Annotated in this window: 20 protein-coding genes, 1 tRNA gene and 1 pseudogene; 11 read left to right on the forward strand and 11 right to left on the reverse strand. The window is 71.2% G+C overall.

The annotated features are described in order from the left end of the window. Positions 1-3: 3 nt before the first annotated feature. The 5 genes from OG878_RS24005 (at position 4) to OG878_RS24025 (ending at position 5669) form a co-directional block, all read left to right on the forward strand. Positions 4-945 carry an ABC transporter ATP-binding protein gene (locus OG878_RS24005; RefSeq protein WP_328888687.1) on the forward strand — a complete coding sequence of 314 codons (942 nt, stop codon included), beginning with the start codon at positions 4-6 and terminating at the stop codon, positions 943-945. Next, positions 945-1844, forward strand: coding sequence for an ATP-binding cassette domain-containing protein (locus OG878_RS24010; protein WP_328888688.1), 900 nt, complete (start codon positions 945-947; stop codon positions 1842-1844). Before OG878_RS24005 ends, OG878_RS24010 begins: the two co-directional genes overlap by 1 nt. Beyond that, a complete protein-coding gene (locus OG878_RS24015; protein ID WP_328888689.1) occupies positions 1841-4246 on the forward strand; it encodes a glycoside hydrolase family 2 protein in 2406 nt (801 codons plus the stop codon). The genes OG878_RS24010 and OG878_RS24015 overlap by 4 nt, the downstream gene beginning before the upstream one ends. 302 nt (positions 4247-4548) lie before the next feature. Beyond that, positions 4549-4634, forward strand: a tRNA-Leu gene (locus OG878_RS24020). Positions 4635-4781: 147 nt separating this feature from the next. After that, a complete protein-coding gene (locus OG878_RS24025; protein WP_328888690.1) occupies positions 4782-5669 on the forward strand; it encodes a Bax inhibitor-1/YccA family membrane protein in 888 nt (295 codons plus the stop codon). A gap of 78 nt (positions 5670-5747) precedes the next feature. On the opposite strand, the gene OG878_RS24030 is transcribed toward OG878_RS24025, so the two are convergent. Then, entirely contained in the window at positions 5748-5975 is a 228-nt protein-coding gene (locus tag OG878_RS24030) for a DUF4287 domain-containing protein (RefSeq protein ID WP_277326568.1), read from the reverse strand. Positions 5976-6077: 102 nt separating this feature from the next. Here OG878_RS24030 and OG878_RS24035 point away from each other — a divergent pair, with 102 nt between their 5' ends. Next, the gene (locus OG878_RS24035) at positions 6078-6395 is read left to right on the forward strand and encodes a hypothetical protein (protein WP_328888691.1); all 318 of its coding nucleotides are present in this window, start codon (positions 6078-6080) and stop codon (positions 6393-6395) included. Positions 6396-6478: 83 nt separating this feature from the next. On the opposite strand, the gene OG878_RS24040 is transcribed toward OG878_RS24035, so the two are convergent. The 3 genes and pseudogenes from OG878_RS24040 to OG878_RS24050 form a co-directional block, all read right to left on the reverse strand. Beyond that, positions 6479-7306 (reverse strand): hypothetical protein, encoded by an 828-nt coding sequence (locus OG878_RS24040; RefSeq protein ID WP_328891359.1) that lies wholly within the window; start codon positions 7304-7306, stop codon positions 6479-6481. A 392-nt stretch (positions 7307-7698) separates the two neighbouring features. Then, positions 7699-8919, reverse strand: a complete 1221-nt coding sequence (locus tag OG878_RS24045) for an acetyl-CoA C-acetyltransferase (RefSeq protein ID WP_328888692.1) — start codon at positions 8917-8919, stop codon at positions 7699-7701. Between the two features lie 372 nt (positions 8920-9291). Further along, a pseudogene (locus OG878_RS24050) lies at positions 9292-10287 on the reverse strand (GDSL-type esterase/lipase family protein); the annotation flags it as partial. A gap of 156 nt (positions 10288-10443) precedes the next feature. Between OG878_RS24050 and OG878_RS24055 the strand changes: the two are divergent. Next, entirely contained in the window at positions 10444-11847 is a 1404-nt protein-coding gene (locus OG878_RS24055) for a cystathionine beta-synthase (RefSeq protein WP_328888693.1), read from the forward strand. A 366-nt stretch (positions 11848-12213) separates the two neighbouring features. Here OG878_RS24055 and OG878_RS24060 read toward each other — a convergent pair whose 3' ends face one another. Both OG878_RS24060 and OG878_RS24065 read right to left on the reverse strand, forming a co-directional pair. Then, positions 12214-12636 (reverse strand): hypothetical protein, encoded by a 423-nt coding sequence (locus tag OG878_RS24060; protein ID WP_328888694.1) that lies wholly within the window; start codon positions 12634-12636, stop codon positions 12214-12216. A gap of 321 nt (positions 12637-12957) precedes the next feature. After that, positions 12958-13113 (reverse strand): DUF6131 family protein, encoded by a 156-nt coding sequence (locus OG878_RS24065; RefSeq protein ID WP_328891360.1) that lies wholly within the window; start codon positions 13111-13113, stop codon positions 12958-12960. 164 nt (positions 13114-13277) lie between these two features. Between OG878_RS24065 and OG878_RS24070 the strand changes: the two genes are divergently transcribed. After that, positions 13278-14498, forward strand: a complete 1221-nt coding sequence (locus tag OG878_RS24070) for an AI-2E family transporter (protein WP_328888695.1) — start codon at positions 13278-13280, stop codon at positions 14496-14498. Between the two features lie 40 nt (positions 14499-14538). Here the strand turns inward: OG878_RS24070 and OG878_RS24075 are convergent, their stop codons facing one another. The 5 genes from OG878_RS24075 to OG878_RS24095 are packed head-to-tail and all read right to left on the reverse strand — an operon-like array spanning position 14539 to position 19371. Further along, on the reverse strand, positions 14539-15945 hold the full coding sequence (locus OG878_RS24075; RefSeq protein ID WP_328888696.1) for a purine-cytosine permease family protein: 1407 nt from the start codon (positions 15943-15945) through the stop codon (positions 14539-14541). 19 nt (positions 15946-15964) lie between these two features. Further along, positions 15965-16921: an ABC transporter substrate-binding protein gene (locus tag OG878_RS24080; RefSeq protein WP_328888697.1), complete on the reverse strand. Its 957-nt coding sequence runs from the start codon at positions 16919-16921 to the stop codon at positions 15965-15967. Positions 16922-16933: 12 nt separating this feature from the next. Then, a complete protein-coding gene (locus OG878_RS24085; RefSeq protein WP_328888698.1) occupies positions 16934-17596 on the reverse strand; it encodes an ABC transporter permease in 663 nt (220 codons plus the stop codon). A gap of 3 nt (positions 17597-17599) precedes the next feature. Then, positions 17600-18244: an ABC transporter permease gene (locus tag OG878_RS24090; RefSeq protein WP_328888699.1), complete on the reverse strand. Its 645-nt coding sequence runs from the start codon at positions 18242-18244 to the stop codon at positions 17600-17602. After that, positions 18241-19371 carry an ABC transporter ATP-binding protein gene (locus OG878_RS24095; protein WP_328888700.1) on the reverse strand — a complete coding sequence of 377 codons (1131 nt, stop codon included), beginning with the start codon at positions 19369-19371 and terminating at the stop codon, positions 18241-18243. Before OG878_RS24095 ends, OG878_RS24090 begins: the two co-directional genes overlap by 4 nt. 141 nt (positions 19372-19512) lie before the next feature. Between OG878_RS24095 and OG878_RS24100 the strand changes: the two genes are divergently transcribed. From OG878_RS24100 to OG878_RS24110, 3 genes are all read left to right on the forward strand, one after another. After that, positions 19513-21105: an aromatic amino acid ammonia-lyase gene (locus tag OG878_RS24100; protein ID WP_328891361.1), complete on the forward strand. Its 1593-nt coding sequence runs from the start codon at positions 19513-19515 to the stop codon at positions 21103-21105. After that, positions 21102-21959 carry a MurR/RpiR family transcriptional regulator gene (locus tag OG878_RS24105; protein WP_328888701.1) on the forward strand — a complete coding sequence of 286 codons (858 nt, stop codon included), beginning with the start codon at positions 21102-21104 and terminating at the stop codon, positions 21957-21959. Before OG878_RS24100 ends, OG878_RS24105 begins: the two co-directional genes overlap by 4 nt. A 143-nt stretch (positions 21960-22102) precedes the next feature. After that, positions 22103-22666 carry a hypothetical protein gene (locus tag OG878_RS24110; RefSeq protein ID WP_328888702.1) on the forward strand — a complete coding sequence of 188 codons (564 nt, stop codon included), beginning with the start codon at positions 22103-22105 and terminating at the stop codon, positions 22664-22666. The last annotated feature ends 4 nt before the right edge of the window (positions 22667-22670 follow it).

Below are 22670 nucleotides of genomic sequence, written 5' to 3' on the forward strand. Positions count from 1 at the left end.
CACATGACCCTGACCGTCACCGACCTGCGGGTCCACTACCGCACGCTGCGCGGCGAGGTCCGGGCCCTGGACGGCGTCGGCTTCGACCTCGCCGACGGAGAGATCCTGGGCCTGGCGGGCGAGTCCGGCTGCGGCAAGACCACGCTCGGCAAGTCCCTGATCCGGCTGGACGGACGGATGCGGCACGCCGGCGGCACCGTCACCCTCGACGGCGAGGACGTCCCGATCGCCGACGAGCGCGCGATGAACGCCTTCCGCTTCCACCGGATATCGCTCGTACCGCAGTACTCGATGAGCGCCCTCAACCCGACCCGGCGCATCGGCCGCATGATCCGCGAACTCCTCGCCTCACGCGGCGTCGGCGTCGACACCGGCGAACTGCACCGCCGCCTCGACCTGGTGGGCCTGGACCCCGACGTCCTGGACCGCTACCCCATCGAACTGTCCGGCGGCATGAAGCAGCGCGCCGTCATGGTGATCTCCACCCTTCTCGACCCGGCCGTGCTCATCGCCGACGAGGTCACCTCCGCGCTCGACGTCTCCACCCAGCGGGCCGTCGTCGGCGCCCTCACCGGGCTGCGCGACAAGGGGCTGGTCACCAGCATGCTCTTCATCACCCACGACCTGGCGCTGACCTCGCACATCGCCGACACGATCATGGTCATGTACGCGGGCAGGCTCGCCGAGAAGGCCCCGGCCAAGGTCCTGACGACCGAGCCCCGCCACCCCTACACCCGGCTGCTGCTCGGCTCGCTGCCCGAGGTCGGCGCCCGCCACGCGGACCGGCCGCTGAGCGGCATCGCGGGCAGCCCGCCCTCCCTGCTCGACCCACCGGCCGGCTGCCGCTTCCGCGACCGCTGCCCGCTCGCCGACAAGCAGTGCGGCGAGGAACCCCCGGTGGTCGAGATCGCCCCCCGCCACACCGTCGCATGCTGGAAGGCCTGATGCTGACCCTCGACCGCGTCACCAAGACCTACCGGGCCGGTGCCTTCGGCGGCGGCTCCGTCACCGCCGTCGACCGGGTGTCGTTCGAGGCCGCACCGGGCGAGGTCGTCTCGCTCATCGGCGAGAGCGGCAGCGGCAAGTCCACCATCGGGCGGATGATCCTCGGCCTCACCCGGGTCAGCGACGGCCGCCTCACCCTGGGCGGACACGAGGTCCGGCCCGGCAAGGACTTCTACCGACGGGTCCAGGGGGTCTTCCAGGACCCGTTCAGCTGCTACAACCCCGTCTTCAAGGCCGACCGCGTCTTCGCCCTCATCCGCCGCGCATACCATCCGGGCGTCCCCGACAGGGAGTGGGCCGAGCGCGTCGAGAAAGCGGTACGGGACGTGCGTCTCGACCCGGGCCAGGTGCTCGGCCGCTACCCGCACCAGCTCAGCGGCGGACAGCTGCAGCGCCTGCTCATCGCGCGCGCCCTCCTGCTCGGTCCGAGCTTCCTGGTCGCCGACGAGATCACCAGCATGCTGGACGCCTCCACCCGCATCGACGTGCTCAACCTGCTGGCCGGCCTCAAGGAGAACGGCCTCGGCGTGCTCTACATCACCCACGACCTGTCGCTGGGCACCTACCTCGCCGAGCGGACCGTCGTGCTGCGCCGCGGCAGGGTCGTCGAACGCGGCGACACCCAGAAGGTGTTCGGCAACCCCCTCCACCCCTACACCCGTACGCTCCTGGCCGCCGTGCCCCGGCTGAACACCCCGTGGACCCTGCCCGAGCCCCTGGAGGCGTGCGCCTTCCACGAGGCAGGGCCCCGGACGGACAGCAGCGACCTGTACGAGACGGAGCCGGGCCACTTCGTCTCCTGCGCCGGACTCCCCGACTGCGGAAGGATCTCCGCATGACCCTTCGCCACCTGCCCCTGCACGACGGCTGGACGCTCGACGCCGACGGTCCCGTACCCCTCGCACTCCCCGCAGGAGGCGTACCGGCGACCGTGCCGGGCTGCGTCCACACCGATCTGCTGGCCGCCGGGCTCATCGACGACCCGTACCTGGACGACAACGAGACCCGGCTCGGCTGGATCGGCCGCACCGACTGGACGTACCGCACCACGTTCGACTGGGCGCCCGACGGCCACGAGCGCGCCGATCTCGTCTTCGACGGCCTCGACACCGTCGCCACCGTCCTGCTCAACGGCACCGTCGTCGGCCGCACCGCAGACCAGCACCGCAGCCACCGCTTCGCCGCCCGCCCGCTGCTCGTCGAGGGCACCAACACCGTCGAGGTACGGTTCACCGCCCCGTACACCTACGCCGAGGAGCTGCGTGAACGGCTCGGCGACCGGCCGGGCGCGTACACCGAGCCGTACGCCTTCATCCGCAAGATGGCGTGCAACTTCGGCTGGGACTGGGGACCCACCCTGGTCACCTCCGGCATCTGGCGGCCGGCCGCCCTGGAGTCGTGGACCGGGCCGCGGATCGCCTCGGTGAAGCTGCTGGCCGACCTCGCGGACGACGGGACGCCCCGGCTGAGCGTGACCCTGGACGTGGACCGGGGCGGCGACGAGGCACTGGAAGCGACCGTCGAGGTGGCCGGCGAACGGGCCGGGCTCACCGTCCCGGCCGGGCAGGACAGCGCCACCACCACCCTGCCCGTCCCGCACGCCGAGCGCTGGTGGCCGCGCAGCCACGGCGAGCAGCCGCTGTACGACGTCACGGTCCGCCTCGGCGACCACACCTGGCACGGCAGGACCGGCTTCCGCGGCGTCGACCTGGAGCGCGAGGCGTTCCGTATCTCCGTCAACGGCGAGCCCGTCTTCGTGCGCGGCGTCAACTGGATCCCCGACGACTGCTTCCCGGCCCGGCTCACCCGGCAGCGGATCTCCGACCGCCTCGACCAGGCGGTGGCCGCCGGGGTCAATCTGATCCGGGTCTGGGGCGGCGGCCTCTACGAGAGCGACGACTTCTACGAGCTGGCTGACGAGAAGGGCCTGCTGGTCTGGCAGGACTTCCCGTTCGCCTGCGCCGCCTATCCGGAGGAACAGCCGCTGTACGACGAGGTGGCGGCCGAGGCCCGCGAGAACGTCACCCGCCTCGCCCCGCACCCCTCCCTGGTCCTGTGGTGCGGCAACAACGAGAACCTGGAGGGCCATGCCGACTGGGGCTGGCAGAAGGAGCTGGGGGACCGCACCTGGGGTCACGGGTACTACCACGAGCTGCTGCCCGCGATCTGCGCCGAGACCGACCCCACCCGCCCCTACTGGCCGGGCTCGCCCTACTCCGGCTCCCCGGAGCTGCACCCGCAGGACCCCGCACGTGGCACGATCCACATCTGGGACGTCTGGAACCGGGCCGACTACCGCGCCTACGCGGACCGGGTCCCGCGGTTCGTCGCCGAGTTCGGCTTCCAGGGCCCACCGGCGTACGCCACCCTGCGCCGCGCCGTCAGCGGTGAGCTCGATGCGACGGCCCCGCTGCTGGCCCACCACCAGAAGGCCGAGGACGGTGCGGGAAAGCTGCTCCGCGGCCTCGGCGACCACCTGCCGCAACCGGGCGGCTCCTTCGACGACTGGCACTGGCTCACCCAGCTCAACCAGGCCCGCGCCGTCGCCTTCGGCATCCGGCACTTCCGCTCGCACATGCCGTACTGCATGGGCACGATCGTCTGGCAGCTGAACGACTGCTGGCCGGTCGTCTCCTGGGCGGCCGTCGACGGCGACGGTCGCCGCAAGCCGCTGTGGTACGCGCTGCGGGCCGTGTACGCCGACCGGCTGATCGTTGTCAGGGACGGCGCGGTGCACCTGGTCAACGACTCGGACCGGCCATGGGCGGGCACACTGCGGACGACCCGGCACGAGCTGTCCGGTGCCGTGCTGGCCGACGAGGAGATCGCGGTGAGCGCAGCCGCACGCACGGTGACCCGGGTGGAGCTGCCGCGGTCGGTCGCCGAGCCGCGTGAGCGGACACGGGAGGTGCTCGTGGCGCGGCTGGGCGAGGTACGGGCGGTCGAGTTCTACGAGGAGGACACCCGCCTCGCCCTGGAGCCCGCCCGCTACGACGTGAAGATCACGGAGAGTGAGGAACCGGGGGCCGGATACCGCGTCGAGGTGACCGCCCGTACCCTGCTCAGGGATCTCGCCCTCTTCCCCGACCGGCTGAACCCGGCGGCCGAGGTGGACGACATGCTCGTGACACTGCTGCCGGGCGAGAGCGCCGTCTTCCGGGTGACGGGGGCGGTGCTCGCGGACGCGGAGGCGCTGGGCGCCCGCCCCGTTCTGCGGTGTGTCAACGACACTCTCGCCTAGTGCTGTGGCCGGAAGGGTTTGCCGGGCGGCGCGAGCCGGTGAACCTTTCCGGTCACAGCACCAGCGGGGGCGGCGGGCACGTGACGATCACGGCCCATGGCTGTCCGGGGGCGGCGACTTTCCGTCATTCCCGGTGGTCGATCTTCGTGCCCGCCATCCGGCCCAGGCATGTGAGGATGCCTGCTACCTGTGCTGACGGCCCCTCAAAGGGTCAATAAAATAAGACAACATCGCGCCACTGTTCCGCTGATCGGGGGACGTCCCCGGATAGGGTCATGTGCCAACGCGGAGCCGCGCGCCAGGCCCGGATGGTGGAATGCAGACACGGCGAGCTTAAACCTCGCTGCCCCTCGGGGGCGTACCGGTTCGAGTCCGGTTCCGGGCACCACCACGAGCTTCGGCGAAGACGCCGGCCGGGCGAGCGTTGCTTCAGCCCTCAACGTTCATAAAGATCCTCCTCTGGCACTAGGGTGCTTCTTTTGCCTACCCATTACTCTTGTGGGAAGGCCACGCAGGGTGGCCATGGAGGAGAGCAATGAGGAGCAGCAACCCGGTCTTCTCGCGACGGGGGTTCAGCCGCGACAACGGCTACGCGGGCTTCAACGCGGCGCCGCAGGCCGGGGCCCCTGTGACGGGCGCCGGCCCGTACGCGCAGGGCACCGCCGCGAACCCGTACGCCACCAACCCCTACGCCCAGCAGGACGCCCAGTACGGCGCCCCGCAGGCGCCCGCGCGCACCGGCGCGATGACGATCGACGACGTCGTCACGCGTACCGCGATCACGCTGGGCACCGTCGTGGTCGGCGCGGCCCTCGCCTGGGCCCTGCTGCCGGTCGACGAGGCCAATCTCGGCAAGTCCTACGGCATCGCGATCGGCGCCGCCCTGGTGGCGTTCGTCCTGTCGCTCGTCCAGTCGTTCAAGCGCAGGCCGGTTCCGGCGCTGATCGTCTCCTACGCGGCCTTCGAGGGTGTCTTCCTCGGGGTGATCTCCAGCGCGGTCTCCACGTACATCGGACCCGGCGTGGTGATGCAGGCGGTGCTGGGCACCATGTGTGTCTTCGCCGGTGTGCTGCTCGCGTACAAGATGCGCTGGATCCGCGTCACCCGCCGTTTCTACGGCTTCGTGATGGCCGCCGCCATGGGCTTCATGCTCCTGATGGTGGTCAACCTGCTGTTCGCGGTCTTCGGCGGGGGTGACGGCCTGGGCTTCCGCAGCGGCGGCCTCGGCATCCTCTTCGGCGTGATCGGCATCGTCCTCGGCGCCTGCTTCCTGGCCCTGGACTTCAAGCAGGTCGAGGACGGCATCGCGTACGGCGCGCCCCGCGAGGAGTCCTGGCTGGCGGCCTTCGGCCTCACCATGACGCTGGTGTGGATCTACCTGGAGATGCTGCGTCTGCTCTCCATCCTCAGCGGCGACGACTGACCGCCCGCACCCGCACGACGCAACGGCCCGCAGGCGCATCGCCTGCGGGCCGTTCCGCTTGTCCGGGGGCCGTCGATCCTAGAGCAGCTTCCGTGCTGCCCGCCTCAGGTCGTACTCGTGGATGAGTGCTTTTGCGTGTCCGTAGGCGAGGTCGTGTTCGCTCCGCAGCCAGCTGACTTTTTCGTCGAACCGTAGGGCGGGGCCTTCGTCGACGGTGCGAAGCCAGTCGGCGATCTCACGACCGGTGCAGCGAGGGATTCGGGAGAGCAGATTGCGATGGGTCTCTTCGGAGAAGACATGGGACATCGGCGCCTCCGACGCATTGTGCGCGTTGCTGGTCCTTCCCGACACCGTGCCTGAGCGTTGGCCTGTTGGCAACCATCCCGGCCCGGCGCGTAGGGTCACTGGGTGCTCGATACGACCGCCCTTGTCACCGCCGTGGACCGATTCGCCGACCGGCTGCGCGCCGCCCCGCAGAGCAGACTTCAGCGCGGAGCCGCCGCCGAAGGACTGGCCACGGCCAGGGAACTGGCCGTACGGGCCCAGCTCATCGAGGCGCCGGGCCGCGAGCCGCGCGTCATGCCGGACGCCGGGATGTTCGCCATCGGCGACGAACTCGCTGTCGCGGGGCGGGACTTGGCAGTGGCACTGGAAAAGGCCCCGCCCGTGGAGCTGGACGAGGCCGTGCGATTCGTGGAGGAGGCGACCGCTCGGGCATTCGCGTAGCGGCCGTCCCGTCACCACATCGGGAAGCAGCGGCCGACGAGAGCCGCTGCGGGGGAACCCGGGGTTCCCCGGGCGTCAGGGTGTCAGAACGAGGCGATGACGCGGTCGGCGAGGATGTAGACGTTGTCCTTGCCGCAGGAGAAGGTCAGGGCGTACGCGCCGGAGACACCGGAGCCGCCCAGCAGCACCGGGTGCTCACCGGCCAGCAGCGCCCGGGCGAGGCGGTCGGCCGTCTCGCGGTGACCGGGGGTCATGCAGAGCGTGGTGCCGTCGGCGAAGACATAGACGTCGAGCGTGCCGAGCGGGCCGGGGCGGACGTCGGCGAGCTCGGTGCGGCTGTCGGCGAGCTCCTCCAGCCGGTGCACGGTGCGCTCGTGGTCGGTGACGACGGGGGTCTGCACCGGTACGAAGTCGGGGTGCGAGGGGTGGCGGCGACGGGCCGCGGCCAGCTCTGGGGAGTCCTCGGCGAACTCCGAGACCTCCGGCAGCTCCGTGATCTCCGTCAGCTCGGCCAGTTCCGTCAGCTCTTCGAGCGCCTCGGCCGCGTCGATGTCCATCGCCTCCAGGCCCGCGAAGTCGGCCTGGCGCGGCATGAAGAACGGCGCGTCCTCGCCGATCCCCGAGAGCCCGCCCAGCAGGGACGGCGCGTCGGCGGCGTCGCGCGCCTCCTGGGAGGCCCAGAACGCACGCGCCTCGGCGAGCTCGCGCTCACGCTCCTCGGCGAGTGCCTCGGCGACGGCGGCGCGTATTTCTGCGGCGGGAGTGGCCGTGGCACGGCTCTGCGGCGGCACGACGGTACGGGCGTGGCCGGCGGCCAGCTCGATCCGCAGTGCTGCGACCTGCTTGCGCAGCCCGTGAGCAGCGTGCAGCGCAGCAGCGCCCACCGCCGTCGCAGCGGCGGTGGTCAGCAACAGGGCAAGAGGCATGATGCTCACTGACATACTCCCGGTTTCAATTGATTCCTCGACTTCCTACATCAGCTTGGCCCGTACCTGTACTCCGTGTCAGTGCATTACGTCACGAATTGGACAGGTCTTTGTGCCTGGGGTTTACCCCTGATGCGGGTGTGACCTGCACAAATGGATCTCCCCCAGGAGATAGGTCACATCCTGGGGGAGATTCGGTCACGGTCGGGGCTCGGAACCGGCCGCCTCGGCGGCACGGCGCCGCCGGAAGAGGCCGACTCGGTCGATCCCGGCGGCGATCAGCTCAGCCGCTCGTTCCTGTGGTCGCGTTCGCTTCGCTTCCGCTGCGGGCAGGTGCCGCCTTCGTGCCTCAGGCGACCCCTACCCTCCGCTGCAGCTCAGCTCAGCCGCTCGATGACCATCGCCATGCCCTGGCCGCCGCCCACGCACATGGTCTCCAGACCGAACTGCTTGTCGTGGAACTGCAGGCTGTTGATCAACGTGCCGGTGATCCGGGCGCCGGTCATGCCGAAGGGGTGGCCGACGGCGATCGCGCCACCGTTGACGTTGACCTTCTCCAGCGGCAGGCCGAGGTCGCGGTAGGAGGGGATCACCTGGGCGGCGAACGCCTCGTTGATCTCGGCCAGGTCGATGTCGTCGATGGTCAGCCCGGCGCGCTTGAGCGCCTGCTTGCTGGCCTCCACCGGTCCGTAACCCATGATCTCGGGGGAGAGACCGGAGACGCCGGTCGAGACGATCCGGGCCAGCGGGGTCAGGCCCAGCTCGCGCGCCTTCGTGTCGGACATGATCACGAGCGCGGCGGCGCCGTCGTTGAGCGGGCAGCAGTTGCCCGCGGTGACCAGGCCGTCGGGGCGGAAGACCGGCTTCAGGCCCTGCACGCCCTCCAGCGTGACGCCCGCGCGCGGGCCGTCGTCCTGCGAGACGACCGTGCCGTCGGGGGTCGTGACCGGGGTGATCTCGCGCGCCCAGAAGCCGTTCTTGATCGCTTCCTCGGCGAGGTTCTGCGACCGCACACCGAACTCGTCCATGTCCTGGCGGGTGACGCCCTTGAGCCCGGCCAGGTTCTCGGCGGTCTGCCCCATCGCGATGTACGCGTCGGGGACGAGGCCGTCCTCACGCGGGTCGTGCCAGCTCGCGCCGGCCTCCTCGGCGCGCGCGGCGGTGCGGGCCTCGGCCTCGGCGAAGAGCGGGTTGTGCGTGTCCGGCAGGCTGTCGGAGTTGCCCTTCACGAAGCGGGACACCATCTCGACACCGGCCGAGATGAAGACGTCGCCCTCGCCGGCCTTGATGGCGTGCAGTGCCATACGGCTGGTCTGCAGGGAGGACGAGCAGTAGCGGGTGACCGTACAGCCGGGAAGGTGGTCCATCCCCATCTGTACGGCGATGATGCGGCCCAGGTTGTTGCCCTGCTCGCCACCGGGGAGGCCGCAGCCGAGCATCAGGTCGTCGATGTCCTTCGGGTCCAGCTCGGGGACCTTGGCCAGCGCGGTCTGGATGATCGTGGCGGTCAGGTCGTCCGCCCGCAGGTCCTTGAGAGAACCCTTGAAGGCCCGGCCGATGGGGGAACGGGCAGCAGAGACGATCACGGCTTCGGGCATCACGCGGCTCCATGAGGGCTGAAGGGCTGACTGACTGGCAGAACTGCTCTGGAAGTTACCCGGCCGTATCGCTGAGGTCACCCGGCGAGGCGTGTGATGCGGACCTCTTTTCTAAGCGACCGCTCAGTCGAATGGTCGGAGGCGGGCGGACGGGGGTGTTCAGGCGGGCCGCGAAGCGGGATCCGTGCCCGCGTCCCCGCCCGCGCGGGGGTCTCTTCCCGCGCGGGGATCACCACTCGGACGCACCCCGGGCTGCTGCCCATCCGGGTGCGCACCGTCGGGACGCGCACGGTCGGGGTGCTGCCCATCCGGGTGCGCACCGTCCGGACGCGCATGGTCGGCGTGCTGTACGTCCGGGTGCGCGCCGTCCGGGTGTGCACCGTTGGGGTGCAGCTGAGGCGCCGGATGCGGTTCCGTGGCCGCCGGCAGGCGCCGCCGCCTGCGGTGCTTGAGCAGCGCCCAGGGCGCCCGCGCCCCCGTGACCTCCGTACCGGCCTCCCGGGCCGCCTGGGACGCCGCCTTGGCGACCGGCAGCATGTCCTCGCGCCGCGCCCCGTCGAGACGGTCGGACTCCGGCCACAGCCCGAGCACGGCGCAGAGCGTGGGCAGCAGCGCCATCGCCGCTGTCGCATAGCCCTCGGCGGACGGGTGGTAGTTGTCCGGGCCGAACAGCTCGCGCGGATTCGCCTCGAACTCCGGCCCCAGCAGGTCGCCCAGCGACACCGTGCGACCGCCCTGCTCCACCGAACCGATCGTCTGGGCCGCCGCCAGTTGGCGGCTCGCCCGCCGGGCCAGCCAGCGCAGCGGCTGGTAGACCGGCTCGATCGTGCCCAGATCAGGGCACGTTCCGACGACCACCTCCGCACCCGTCGTCCGCAGCCTGCGCACGGCGGCGGTCAGACAGCGCACCGAATGGGTGGCAGGCATGCGGTGCGTCACATCGTTCGCCCCGATCATGATCACGCAGACGTCGGGGGTGCGGGACGTGTCGGCCAGCAGCAGCGAGACCTGTCGCTCCAGATCGTCCGAACGGGCGCCGGGCTGCGCCACATTACGCAGATCCACCGGTCGTTCGGACACCGCCGCGAGCCCCGAGGCGAGCAGCGCCCCGGGCGTCTGCCCGGCCCTGCGCACCCCCTGACCGGCCGCGGTGGAGTCGCCGAGGAGCCCGAGCAGCAAGGGCTCCGCCGGGCCGGTGAACGCCACCCCGTACCGCCCGTCCGCACGGGGGGGGACCGGCGCGATACCCCCGCCCACCTGCCGCTTCGCCAGCTGGACCTCCGCCAGCACCACGCCTACCGCCGCTGCACCGAGCAGTCCGATACTGCCGCCGCCGTAGGCCGCGCCCGCCGCGATCCGCCGTGCCACCCTTGCCCTTGACACAGTCCGGTCCACCTCCTCGTCGCCGTACCGCCGTACATACAGCTAACTGCCCCGTAATGACCGCCGCCCAATCGCTTCGCCCAATCTCATCCCCGTACGCATACGCTGGCGGCACCATCTCGGAGACCCCGGAGTATCACGGTGCAATTTCACGATTCGATGATCAGTCTCGTTGGCAACACCCCGCTGGTGAGGCTGGGCCATGTGACGGCCGGCATCGAGGCGACGGTGCTGGCCAAGGTCGAGTACTTCAATCCCGGCGGTTCGGTGAAGGACCGCATCGCCCTGCGCATGATCGAGGCGGCCGAGGAGAGCGGCGCGCTCCAGCCCGGCGGCACGATCGTCGAGCCGACCAGCGGCAACACGGGCGTCGGCCTGGCGATCGTGGCGCAGCAGAAGGGTTACAAGTGCATCTTCGTCTGCCCGGACAAGGTGTCCACGGACAAGATCAACGTGCTGCGCGCCTACGGTGCCGAGGTCGTCGTCTGCCCGACGGCCGTTGACCCCGAGCACCCGGACTCCTACTACAACGTGTCCGACCGGCTGGTCCGCGAGACGCCGGGCGCCTGGAAGCCCGACCAGTACTCGAACCCGAACAACCCGCGCTCGCACTACGAGACCACCGGTCCCGAGCTGTGGCAGCAGACGGACGGGAAGATCACCCACTTCGTGGCCGGCGTGGGCACCGGCGGCACGATCACCGGCACCGGCCGCTACCTGAAGGAGGTCAGCGGCGGCTCGGTCAAGATCGTCGGCGCGGACCCGGAGGGCTCGGTCTACTCCGGCGGCTCCGGACGCCCGTATCTGGTCGAGGGCGTGGGCGAGGACTTCTGGCCGAGCGCGTACGACAGCACGGTCACGGACGAGATCGTCGCGGTGTCCGACAAGGACTCCTTCCAGATGACCCGCCGGCTCGCCAAGGAGGAGGGCCTGCTCGTCGGCGGTTCCTGCGGCATGGCGGTCGTGGCGGCCCTGGAGGTTGCGCAGCGTCTCGGCCCGGACGACGTGGTCGTCGTACTGCTGCCGGACAGCGGCCGCGGCTACCTCAGCAAGATCTTCAACGACGAGTGGATGGCCGACTACGGCTTCCTGGAGGACACCGGCCCGTCGGCGCGTGTCGGGGACGTACTCGCCCACAAGGAAGGCGCGATCCCGACGCTCGTCCACATGCACCCGGAGGAGACCGTCGGTGAGGCGATCGACGTGCTGCGCGAGTACGGCGTCTCGCAGATGCCGATCGTGAAGCCGGGCGCCGGCCACCCGGACGTGATGGCCGCCGAGGTCATCGGATCGGTCGTCGAACGGGAGCTGCTGAACGCGCTGTTCGCGCAGCGTGCCTCGCTCACCGACCCGCTGGAGAAGCACATGTCGCCGCCGCTGCCGCAGGTCGGCTCGGGCGAACCGGTCGAGGACCTGATGTCGGTGCTCAGCGGTGCGGACGCCGCCGACGCGGCGATCGTGCTGGTGGAGGGCAAGCCGAAGGGTGTCGTGAGCAGGCAGGACCTGCTGTCGTTCCTGGCGAAGGACGCCGGCCCGAAGCAGTAGAGCCGCAATCGGTGCTTCGTGAAAACGGTACGAGCACGACACGTACCCGCAGCACCGGCTTAACAAGGCTCCGGCACATTGGTGGGTGTCGGCAGGGAAACCGGCCGGCACCCAAGACGGCGACACGGACTACGGAGCGGCTCCCGGACCTCCACCGTCGCCCGGACGCGGCAGCCCGGCCCTGACCCGGACCCGCGTCCCTCGCGGGGACCGCCGTCGTCCCGCCCCCTGGGAAACCGGGGGTGCGGCGGTCCCCGCGACATATCCATGCGCGTCAAGTGCGGCGTCACGCATGTCCGTCCGCTCCCTCCGGCGCCCCTTGGCGCGCATCGGCCCGGTTTCGCCCATCCCGAGCTCGACGCCCGCTCAGTCCTCCCACTCGGACTTCGTGCACGCCTCCGAGCGCCGGAACAGCGGCCGGCTGCGGGCGGCATGGAAGGCGTTGACCCCGACGATCCCCAGCCAGGCCACGACGAGCCCCTCGATCCCGGCGTTCGCGGCCCCGATCGCGGACAGCGGGATGGCCAGGATCAGCGAGATGATCCCGAACCCGAACCGTTCACCGAAGTTCCCCAGCGGCACCTGGGGCGCCCGGGCCCCTCGGGCGACCGTCACCTGCTGCTCGGCGAGATGACGCCGCACACGCCGGTCGAGCGTGACGTCGAGACGCTGGTCGAGCTTCTCCAGGAACGAGTCGATGAGCGCGGACTCGTACTCGGGCCCCAGTTCGCTGCGGGCCTGCAGGGTGGCATTGAGCTCTTTCCTGAGCTCGGAGTCACGGGGTTCCATGCTCCAACGGTACGGAGCGACGCGGCCCGGCACAGTGGGGCTAACCCCCCTGTCGGGGGTCGGGGTCGTACCCCGGGGCGGGCCCCCGGTGGAGAGGGTCCACTTGCCGATCGTGATGTCCTCGGCGTACGCGCAGTCCTTGCGGGTGGCGTACAGCGGACCGTGCGGAGGCGGTGGACGACGGGACAGCCCTCAGGCGGCCCCGGCGAGGTGGGGCCGGCAGCTCTGCGAGCCCCGCCCGGCCGCACCGCAGATGCCGGATCTACACCCCGCGAACGCACCGGGCGGTGCTCCTGGCTCCGCCCGGCCTCCGGCGCCTCGCTACCAGTAGTGCCGGCGACCGCCCACCGCATGCCCGACGGCGCCCAGGATCCATAGAACGATGCCGATGACGACGAGGACGACACCGATCGTCCACAGGATCGAGATACCTGCCACAAGGCCGATGACCAGCAGAATGACACCGAGGACGATCATGGGGTCCTCCCATCTCACGCGTCCTCCCAGTATGCGCCCGACGCCTCTGCCGTGCGATTTCGTCACGTGGACCGAGGGGTCGGGGCTCCGCCCGTAGGGTGACTTCCCGCGCATGTCGCCGGAGGAGCCCGGGGCCGCCGAGCCCGGGCTGGTACCAGCAGGGGATGCCCAGGCGATCGCATCCGCAGCCCGACAGCACGGACCCCCGCGTGCCGCCCGAACGGCGACGGCACCGGACCCGCACCCCGTCACGCCGGGCGCTGCGCTCCGTCACCCGTCCTGCGGCCCGGACCCCGGGCTCCCAGCACGCGCCGCCCGGCCAGTGGTCCGGGCCTCGCGTGAACGCCGCGCTGCAGACGGCCGCGGCCTATTCCTGGCGGATCCTCGTCGTGGGAGCCGTTGTGTACGGCGTCTTCTCGGCGCTGGGGCGGTTCCACGAGGTCGCGGTGGCCGTCTTCCTCGGCCTGGTGGTCACCGCGATGCTGCGCCCGGTCGCGGATCTCCTGGCCCGCCTGCTGCCGCGGCCGCTCGCCGTCGCCGTGGCACTGATCGGCAGCATCCTCCTGGTCCTCGGCGTCCTCAGCCTCATCGGTGAGGCGGTCGCCGGAGAACGGGCAGGTCTGGAGCAGGAGTTCGGCGACGGTCTGGCCAGGATCGAGCGATGGCTGGAAGCGCCCCCGTTCCGGATGGACCCGAAGGCGCTCGAGGACCTCCGGGACCGGATCGGGGAGTACCTGTCGACTCATCGTTCCACCCTCATCAGCACGGCCCTCAGTGGCGTGGGCCGGCTGGTGGAGGTGGTGACGGTGTTCGTTCTCGCCCTGTTCTGCTCGGTCTTCTTCATCCACTCGGGCGACCGCCAGTGGGCCTGGTTCTGCAAGCAGCTTCCGGAGACGGCCCGGGACCGGGTGGCGATCGTGGGCCGGGCGGCGTGGCGGACGTTCACCGGGTACACCCATGGGATCGTGCTGGTGGCCGCCACCAACGCCGTACTCGTCGGGCTGGCCCTTTTCGCGCTCGGAGTACCCCTGGTCCTGCCCCTGGCGCTGCTGGAGTTCTTCGCCACCTTCATCCCGTTGATCGGCTCGCCGATCGCCCTCGCCGTCGCCGCGGTGGTGGCTCTGGCGTCGAAGGGCCCGGTCGTGGCGGCTGTCGTCATCGCACTGATCGTGGTCATCGGCCAGATCGAGGGCCACCTGCTGCACCCGCTCGTGATGAGCTGGGCCGTCCGTCTGCACCCCGTGGTCGTCGCACTCGCGGTGATCGGCGGCGCCATCGCGGCGGGAGTGATCGGGGCGGTGGTGGCCGTCCCGCTGGTGTCCGTGCTCTGGTCGGCCCATCAGGCCCTGCGCCGGGCACGCGAATCCACGCGGACGGAGGACTGAGCGCCGGCCCGGCGCCGGACCCGGAGGGCGTCGACCGGGCTCAGGCCGCCGGGACCCGGTCCGCCGGCAGGATCGTTGCCGTGGGGACGTGGCTCGTGTCGCGGCGGGCGAGCAGCCAGTACAGCAGGGCCGGTACCAGCAGGCCGATCACCCAGGAGATGTCCGCGCCGCCAAGCGGCTCCACCAGCGGGCCGGTGTAGAAGGTCGTCGCCAGGAACGGGAGCTGGGCGACGATGCCCACCGCGTAGACCGTCAGCGCGTCCCAGCGCCAGGCGCCGTAACGGCCGGACGGGTCGGACAGGGCCGGGATGTCGTACCGCTCGCGCGATATCAGGTAGTAGTCGACGAGGTTGATCGCCGACCACGGGGTGAAGAAGGTCAGCAGGAACAGCAGGAAGTCCTTGAACGAGGCGAGGAAGGTGTCCTTGCCGAGCAGGGCGACCGCCGTGCCCGCGACCATGATCACGGCGATGTACGCGGAGCGGCCGCGCTGCGAGAGCGCACGCTGCCCGCGGAAGCCGCTGATGCCGGTCACCATCGACATGAACCCGCCGTAGGTGTTCAGCACATTGATGGTCAGTTTGCCGAGCGCGATCACGAAGTAGAGCAGGGAGGCGATCAGTCCGGTGCCGCCCAGCTTGACCACGTAACCGACCTGGTCGTCGAGGAACGCCTCGCCCGCGGATGCCGCGACCAGTACGCCGAAGGCCATGGACCACTGGGAGCCGAGCGTCGTGCCGGACAGCGTCCACCAGAAGGTGGCGCGTGCGCTGGTGCTGCGCGGCAGATAGCGCGAGTAGTCCGCCACGTAGGGCCCGAACGCCAGCTGCCAGGAGGCCGCGATCGACACCGCGAGCAGGAACATCGGCAGGTCGAAGGCGCGGTCGGCGAGGGCGGCGCCGAGGTCGATCCGGTCCAGCAGCCGGATGCCGAGATAGATGAACGCCAGCGCGCAGACCACACTGGCGACCCGGCCGAGGACGTGGACCACCCGGTAGCCGATCGCTGCCATCAGCGCGGTGACCGCGGCGAAGACGAGGATGCCGGGGGTCTGCCCGAGGTGGGTGAGCTCGCCGACCGCCTGGCCGGCCAGCACGCTGCCGCTGGCGAAGAAGCCGACGTACATCACGACCACGAGCAGCAGCGGCACGACCGCGCCCCGCACCCCGAACTGTGCCCGGCTGGAGATCATCTGCGGCAGGCCCAGCCTGGGACCCTGGGCCGAGTGCAGCGACATGACCGCGCCGCCGAGCAGATTGCCCACCAGCAGGCCGATCAGGGACCAGAAGGCGCCGCCGCCGAAGACGACCGCGAGCGCGCCGCTGACCACCGCGGTGATCTGGAGGTTCGCTCCGAGCCAGAGGGTGAACTGGGAGAACGCGGTGCCGTGCCGTTCGTCGTCCGGTACGACGTCGATCGAGCGGCGCTCGACGAGGGAGTCGGCCATGGGGATGCTCCTTCTGCTCTTACTTCTTGGTCAGGCCGTGCGCCGCGGCCCAGTCGTGCGCCACGTCCTCCGGGTCCTTCTTGTCCTTGTCCACCAGGCGGTTGAGCTCCGTGAGGTCCTTCGTGGTGAGCGTGGCGCCGAGGCGGGCCAGTGCCCTGCGGACCGTGGAGTCCGCCGCGCGGTCCGCGATCAGGGGGACCACGTGCTGGCCGGGGATCAGGTTCTTGGGGTCGGTGAGGACCACCCAGCCCTCGGCGGCGATGTCCGTGTCGGTGGTGAAGAGGTTGGCGACGTCGACGTCGCCCTTCTTCAGGGCGCCCTTGACCAGCGGGCCGGAGGAGTCCAGCGACTTGAACTCCTTGAACTCGACTCCGTACACGTCCTTCAGGCCGACCGCCCCGACCGTCCGCTTCTTCACCTCGGGGGCCGCGCCGATGACGAGCTTTCCGTTCTGCTTCGCCAGGTCGGCGAGGGAGGTGAGGCCGTACTTCTCGGCGGTCGCGGGGGTGACGACGAAGGCGTCCGAGTCCTCGGCCATGCCGTACGGGAGGATCTGGAGGCCCTTGGGGAGGGCGATGGCCAGGGCGTTCTGCATCTCGCCCTCCTCGGTGGCCTTCGCCTTCGGGTCGAGATAGTGCAGCAGGGCGCCCTGGTATTCGGGGAGCAGGTCGATGTCCCCGCCCTCGAGGGCGGGGATGAGGATCTCGCGGGTGCCCAGGTTGGCGCGCACCGTCGTCTTCACTCCGGCTGCCCGCAGGGTCTCGGCGTACAGGTGGCCGAGCACCTGGTTCTCGGTGAAGTTGGCCGTGCCGATGGTGAGGCCGCCGGCGCTGGAGCCGCCGCCACCGCCGACGTTCCCCTGGCCGTCGAGCGAGGTGATGCCGCTGCTGCAGGCAGCGAGGGCGGGGACGGCGGCCGCGGCGAGGAGGCCGCCGAGCAGGGAACGGCGGGTGGTGCTGTGGGACGTGCGGGTCATGGGGAGGTCTCCTCAGGCGGTGCGGTGGCGGAAGAGGATGCGCTGCAGTCCGGACAGGGCCAGGTCCAGGACGACGGCCACGACCGCCACCAGGACGGCGCCGCCCAGGACCTGGACCAGGTCGCGCTGGGCCAGGCCGTCGAAGACGTACCGGCCGAGACCGCCGAAGCTGACGTACGCGGCGACCGTGGCGGTGGCGACGACCTGGATCAGGGCGAGGCGCAGGCCGGTCATGATCAGGGGGAGGGCGAGGGGGAGCTCCACCTGCCACAGGATCTGGTGGCCGCGCATGCCCTGGCCGCGGGCCGCGTCCTTCACCTCCGGGTCGACGGCCGTCATCCCGGCGTAGGTGTTGGTGACGATCGACGGGACGGCGAGGGCGACCAGAGCCACGTACACCGGGGTCATCGACAGACCGCTGGCCAGGAAGACCAGCACCACCAGACCGACCGTGGGGAGCGCCCGGCCGAACGACGAGAGGTTGATGGCCAGGAATGCGCCGCGCCCCGTGTGGCCGATGAGCAGGCCGATCGGGAGAGCGATCGCCGTCGCGATCAGGGTGGCGAGGAGTGAGTACTGGAGGTGCTCGGCAAGCCGGTGCGCGATGCCGTCCGGGCCCTGCCACTGCTCGGCGCCGGTCAGCCAGGTGCCGAGGTTCGCGAAGAGTTCGTACATCGGTCAGGCCCTCTGCTTCCGCTTCCAGGGGGTGAGCACGTACTGCACGGCCACCAGCGCCGCGTCCGCGACCAGCGCGAGCAGCAGGGTCAGGGCGATGCCGACGACCACCGGGGTCGGGAAGTTGCGCTGGAACCCGTCGGTGAAGAGCTGGCCGAGGCCGCCGTCGCCGATGTACGTGGCCACGCTGACCAGTGAGATCGACATGACCGTGGCGATCCGTACGCCCGCCATGATCACGGGGAGGGCGAGGGGGAGTTCGACGGTGAGCAGGATGCGCAGCGGGCGGGTGCCCATCGCCTTGGCGGCTTCCCTGGTACGCGCCGGGACGGAGTCCAGGCCCTCGACGGTGTTGCGGAGGAGCACGACCAGTGTGTAGACGGTCAGGCCGATCACTGTGGTGGTGCGGGTCAGTCCGGACACCGGCAGGAGAAGGACGAAGACCGCGATGGACGGGATCGTGAAGAGGATGTTCGACAGGCCGAGGAGGAAGCCGCGCAGGGGGCGCACCCGGTGGGCCAGGACGGCCAGCGGGACCGAGATCAGCAGACCGAGGAGTACGGCGGTCAGGGCGGCCTGGAGGTGGGAGACGGTGAGGGTGGCGAGGTCGCTCGCGTGGTCGGAGATCCACGACCAGTCGATGGTCATGCGCTGCCCTTTCCTGCCGGGGCCGCCGCCGGCCGGGGGGCTGCGACCGCTGCGGTGTGGGCGTCGCCCGCCCGGACGTGGACGGCCTCACGTGCGGTGACCCCGGTCAGTGCGCCCGTGTCGTCGACCCGGGCGATCAGGCCGGCCGGCGAGGCGACCGACTCGTTCAGCGCGGAGAGCAGCGAGTCCGTGTCGCGCAGCGGCCGTACGGGCAGGAGCGAGGCGTCGCCCGCCCGGCCCCGCGGCGTGGCGGCCGGGTCGAGCCAGCCGAGGGGTGCGCCCTCGGCCGAGACGACCAGCTGCCAGTCGGTACGCCCGGCGGGGGCGGTCTCGTCGGCCCGTACCGTCGTCGCCGCCTGCCGGGGAAGGTCCGCGAGCGTGCTCAGCGAGAGCAGTTTCAGGCCGCGTTCGGCGCCGAGGAAGTCGGCGACGAAGTCGTCGGCCGGGCGGGCCAGGAGTTCGGCGGGAGGTGCGCACTGCACCAGATGGCCGCCGGTGCGGAAGACGGCGATCCGGTCGCCGAGCCGTACGGCCTCGTCGATGTCATGGGTGACGAAGACGATGGTCTTGTTCAGCTCCTGCTGGAGTCGGAGCAGCTCGTCCTGGAGCTGGGTCCGTACGACGGGGTCGACCGCGCCGAACGGCTCGTCCATCAGGAGCACCGGCGGGTCGGCGGCGAGGGCCCGGGCGACTCCGACGCGCTGCTGCTGGCCGCCGGAGAGCTGGTGCGGGTAGCGCTTGGCGGCCTCGGCGGGCAGTCCGACGGTCTCCAGCAGCTCGGCCGCGCGGGCCCGGGCGCGCTTACGGCCGTGGCCGAGCAGCAGCGGGACCGTGGCGATGTTGTCCAGGATCGTGCGGTGCGGGAAGAGCCCGGCCTGCTGGATGACGTAACCGATGCCCCGGCGGAGCTCGGCGGCGTCCGCCTCGAGGATGTTCCTGCCGCCGAGTGTGATCGTTCCGGAGGTCGGGTCGACCATGCGGTTGATCATCCGGAGGGTGGTCGTCTTGCCGCAGCCGGAGGAGCCGACCAGGACGGTGATGCCGCCCTCCGGCATGGTGAGGCTGAGCTCATGGACTGCGGTGGTGCCGTTCGGGAATCGCTTGTTCACTGCGTCGAATTTGATCATCAGTCGTCCCTTGCCCCGGCTGCATATAGTCATGCAGAGTTCTTGCCAACTGAATAGGTTGTCAATGCCTCGGGGTAAAACACTGGTTACGGAAGCCCGAACCGCGAGATGCAATGTCTGAATGAGGAGGGTTCGCGCATGATGTCGTCCCACATGATGGACTCCTCGCCCTTCGGCGGCTGGGCCGCGGACCATGCCGTCTCCGTCGTCGAGCTCGACGGCGAGACCCTCCCCGTCGCCGACGTCGTCCGGATCGCCCGCGGCACCGCCCGGCCCGTGCCCGGCATCGAGGCGATGAAGCGTGTCGACCGGTCCTGGGCCGCCGCCCGGGAGCTTGCCGCGACCGGGCGGGTGTACGGGCGTTCCACCGGCGTCGGCGCCAATCGCAACGAGGGCGTGCCCACCGAGGCCGCCGCCGGTCACGGGCTGCGCCTGCTGCGCAGCCACGCCGGGGCCATCGGTGACCCGCTGCCCGCCCGCGAGGTCCGCGCCATGCTCGCCGTGCGCGCCAACCAGCTGCTCGCGGGCGGCGCCGGGCTGCGGCCCACCGTCGTCACCGCGCTCTGCGAGGCGCTGGAGGCCGGCGCGCACCCGGTGGTCAACGAGTTCGGCTCGGTCGGCACCGGTGACATCGCCGCCCTCGCCCAGGTCGGCCTCGCGCTCGTCGGGGAGCACCCCTGGCAGGGGCCCGGCGCCGCCCCCGAGCCCCAGGCGCTCGACAACAACGACGCCCTCGCCCTGATCAGCAGCAACGCCCTCACTCTCGGCCAGGCCGCCCTCGCGCTCGACGAGCTGCGCCGGCTCGTCACCGCCACCGAAGCGGTTGCCGCGCTCTCGCTGCTCGCGGTCGACGGTTCGCACGAGGCGTACGCCGAACCGGTGCACGCCGCCCGACCGCACCCCGGCTCGTACCAGGTCGCGGCCCGGATGCGAGAGCTGATCGGCGCCCCCGACCGCCCGGGGCCGCCGCTCGGCCGGATCCAGGACCCGTACGGCTTCCGCTGCCTGCCGCAGATCCACGGCCCCGCGCAGGACGCCGCGGACGCGCTGGAACGCGTCCTCGCCGTCGAGATCAACGCCGCCGCCGAGAACCCTCTGATCTGCCCGGACGCCGGTCTCAACGACAGCCCCGCCGCCTATCACCACGGCGGCTTCTACATGGCCCAACTCGCTCTGGCCCTCGACCATTTCCGGCTTGCGGTCACCCAGGTCGCCCGGCTCTCCACCTCCCGGCTGTCGGCGCTCAACGAGCCGTCCTTCACCCGGCTGAGGCCGTTCCTCGCGGACGGCGAACCCGCCTCCTCGGGCGTGATGATCCTGGAGTACGCGGCCGGGGCCGCCCTCGGTGATCTGCGGGCGTTCTCCGCTCCTGCCTCGCTGGGGCACGCCGTGCTCTCCCGGGGCGTCGAGGAGCAAGCCAGCTTCGCATCGCTGGCCGCCCGTCAGACGCTGCGCGCCTGCAGCGCCTACCGGCAGGTTGTCGCCTGCGAACTCGTCTCCGCCGTAAGGGCGTTGCGCCTGCGCGACCTTCGGCCCGATCCTGAGCTCCCGGTCGGGCGGGCGTTCGCGCTGGCCGATTCGCTGCTCGACGCGGACCTCGCCGACCGGCCGCTCACCGATGATGTGAAGGCTGCGGCCGGGGAACTGCTCGACCGCTGCACGGACCTGTGGAACACCGGACTCACCGGAACGGGCCGGGACACCGGACCCGCCGGCACAAGGGGGACAGCATGAGCAGCGGGAGCAGCCCGGCGGCGCGGTTGCAGCAGCTCTTCGAGGGGCACCGGCTCACGCCCACCCAGCGGCGTATCGCGCACTCCATGGTGCGCAAGGCCGCTGACGTGCCGTTCCTGTCGAGCGTGGAACTCGCCGAGCTGGCCGGGGTCAGCCAGCCGTCGGTCACCCGGTTCGCCGTCGCGCTCGGGTTCGACGGGTATCCGGCGCTGCGCAGGCATCTGCGCGAGGTGGCGCCCGGAGCCGGTGAGGCGGCCGCGTCGGCCACCACCGACGACACGTACAACGAGTACCAGCAGGCCGTCCGCGCCGAGATCGAGAACCTGCAGCACCTCGCCGAACTGCTCGCCGACCCGACACCCGTCGAGCGGGCGGGACGCCTGCTCGCCGCGTCACGGCCGCTGCCCGTGCTCGGGCTGCGGGCCGCCTCCTCGCAGGCCCGTGGGTTCGGCTACTTCGCCGCCAAGGTCCACCCGGACGTCCGCGTGCTCGACGAGGGCGGCAGCATGCTGCGCGACCGCATCGACGCCGCGCGGCGGGCGGGGGCGAGCGCGCTGCTCTGCTTCGCCCTGCCGCGCCACCCGAAGGAGGTCGTGGAAGCGCTCGCGTACGCCCAGGAACAGGGGCTGACCGTGGTGTCGGTCGCCGACTCGGCGTTCGCCCCGGTGGCCGGACACAGCGATCTGCTGATTCCGGCGGCCGTCGGCACCGGGCTCGCCTTCGACACGGCGTGTGCGCCGATGCTGCTCGGGCGAGTGCTGCTGGAGGCGATGTGCGACGACCTGCCCGACGCCCAGGCGCGGCTGGAGGAGTTCGACGCGCGGGCGGCGGCGCGCGGGCTGTTCGCCGAGTGAGCACGGGGCTGCTGGCGAAGGTGTGAGCCGACGGTGGCGAACCGGCTGCCGATTCTCAGGCATTGCTCAGACATTGCTCAGAATCAGTCATTAATCTGCGCCCACGGAACACAGCACCGATCTCTGTCGAGAGGGGTACGGACGTGGGGCGCGGAGCGCAGTCGCTGGCGAGGGTGGCCGTGATCGTACGGGCGGGAGCCGCACCGCTGTGGTGGCCGGGGCTGCTGGCCGCCGCCGTCGGTGTGCTCGTCCCGGGGCTCACCGGCCGGCGGATCGGGCTGCTCGCCGGAGCAGCGCTCTTTCTGGTCACCGCGGCCGTGGTGGCGCTCGTACGGGGCCGGCGGTACGCGGCACTGGCCGGGGCCGCCACCCGGGCCGGGCGGACCGACTTCCTCCAGGACCGGGCCGTGACCGTACGCAACTGGCGGCGCGGGCACCGGTGGTGGCTGCTGGGGGGGTTTCTCGTGGCAGTCGCCTGCGGGTTCCTGCTGCCCGGGGCCGGTGGGCTGATGCTCGCGGGCGCGGGGGCCGGGCTCTGGCTCAAGGCGGTCCGGATCGGGCAGCGCGAGCGCAAGGACGACGTCCTGTACTGGGTGCGGACCGACTGGGTGGCGAAGGGACGGCCCGCGGGCAGGCAGGTCGCGGCGTACCGGACGACCGGACCGGTGGCGGGCGACGCCGCGCCCGGTGGGGCGCGGCGCCGCTGAGGGC

This window comes from Streptomyces sp. NBC_00316, assembly GCF_036158715.1.
Classification (GTDB): domain Bacteria; phylum Actinomycetota; class Actinomycetes; order Streptomycetales; family Streptomycetaceae; genus Streptomyces.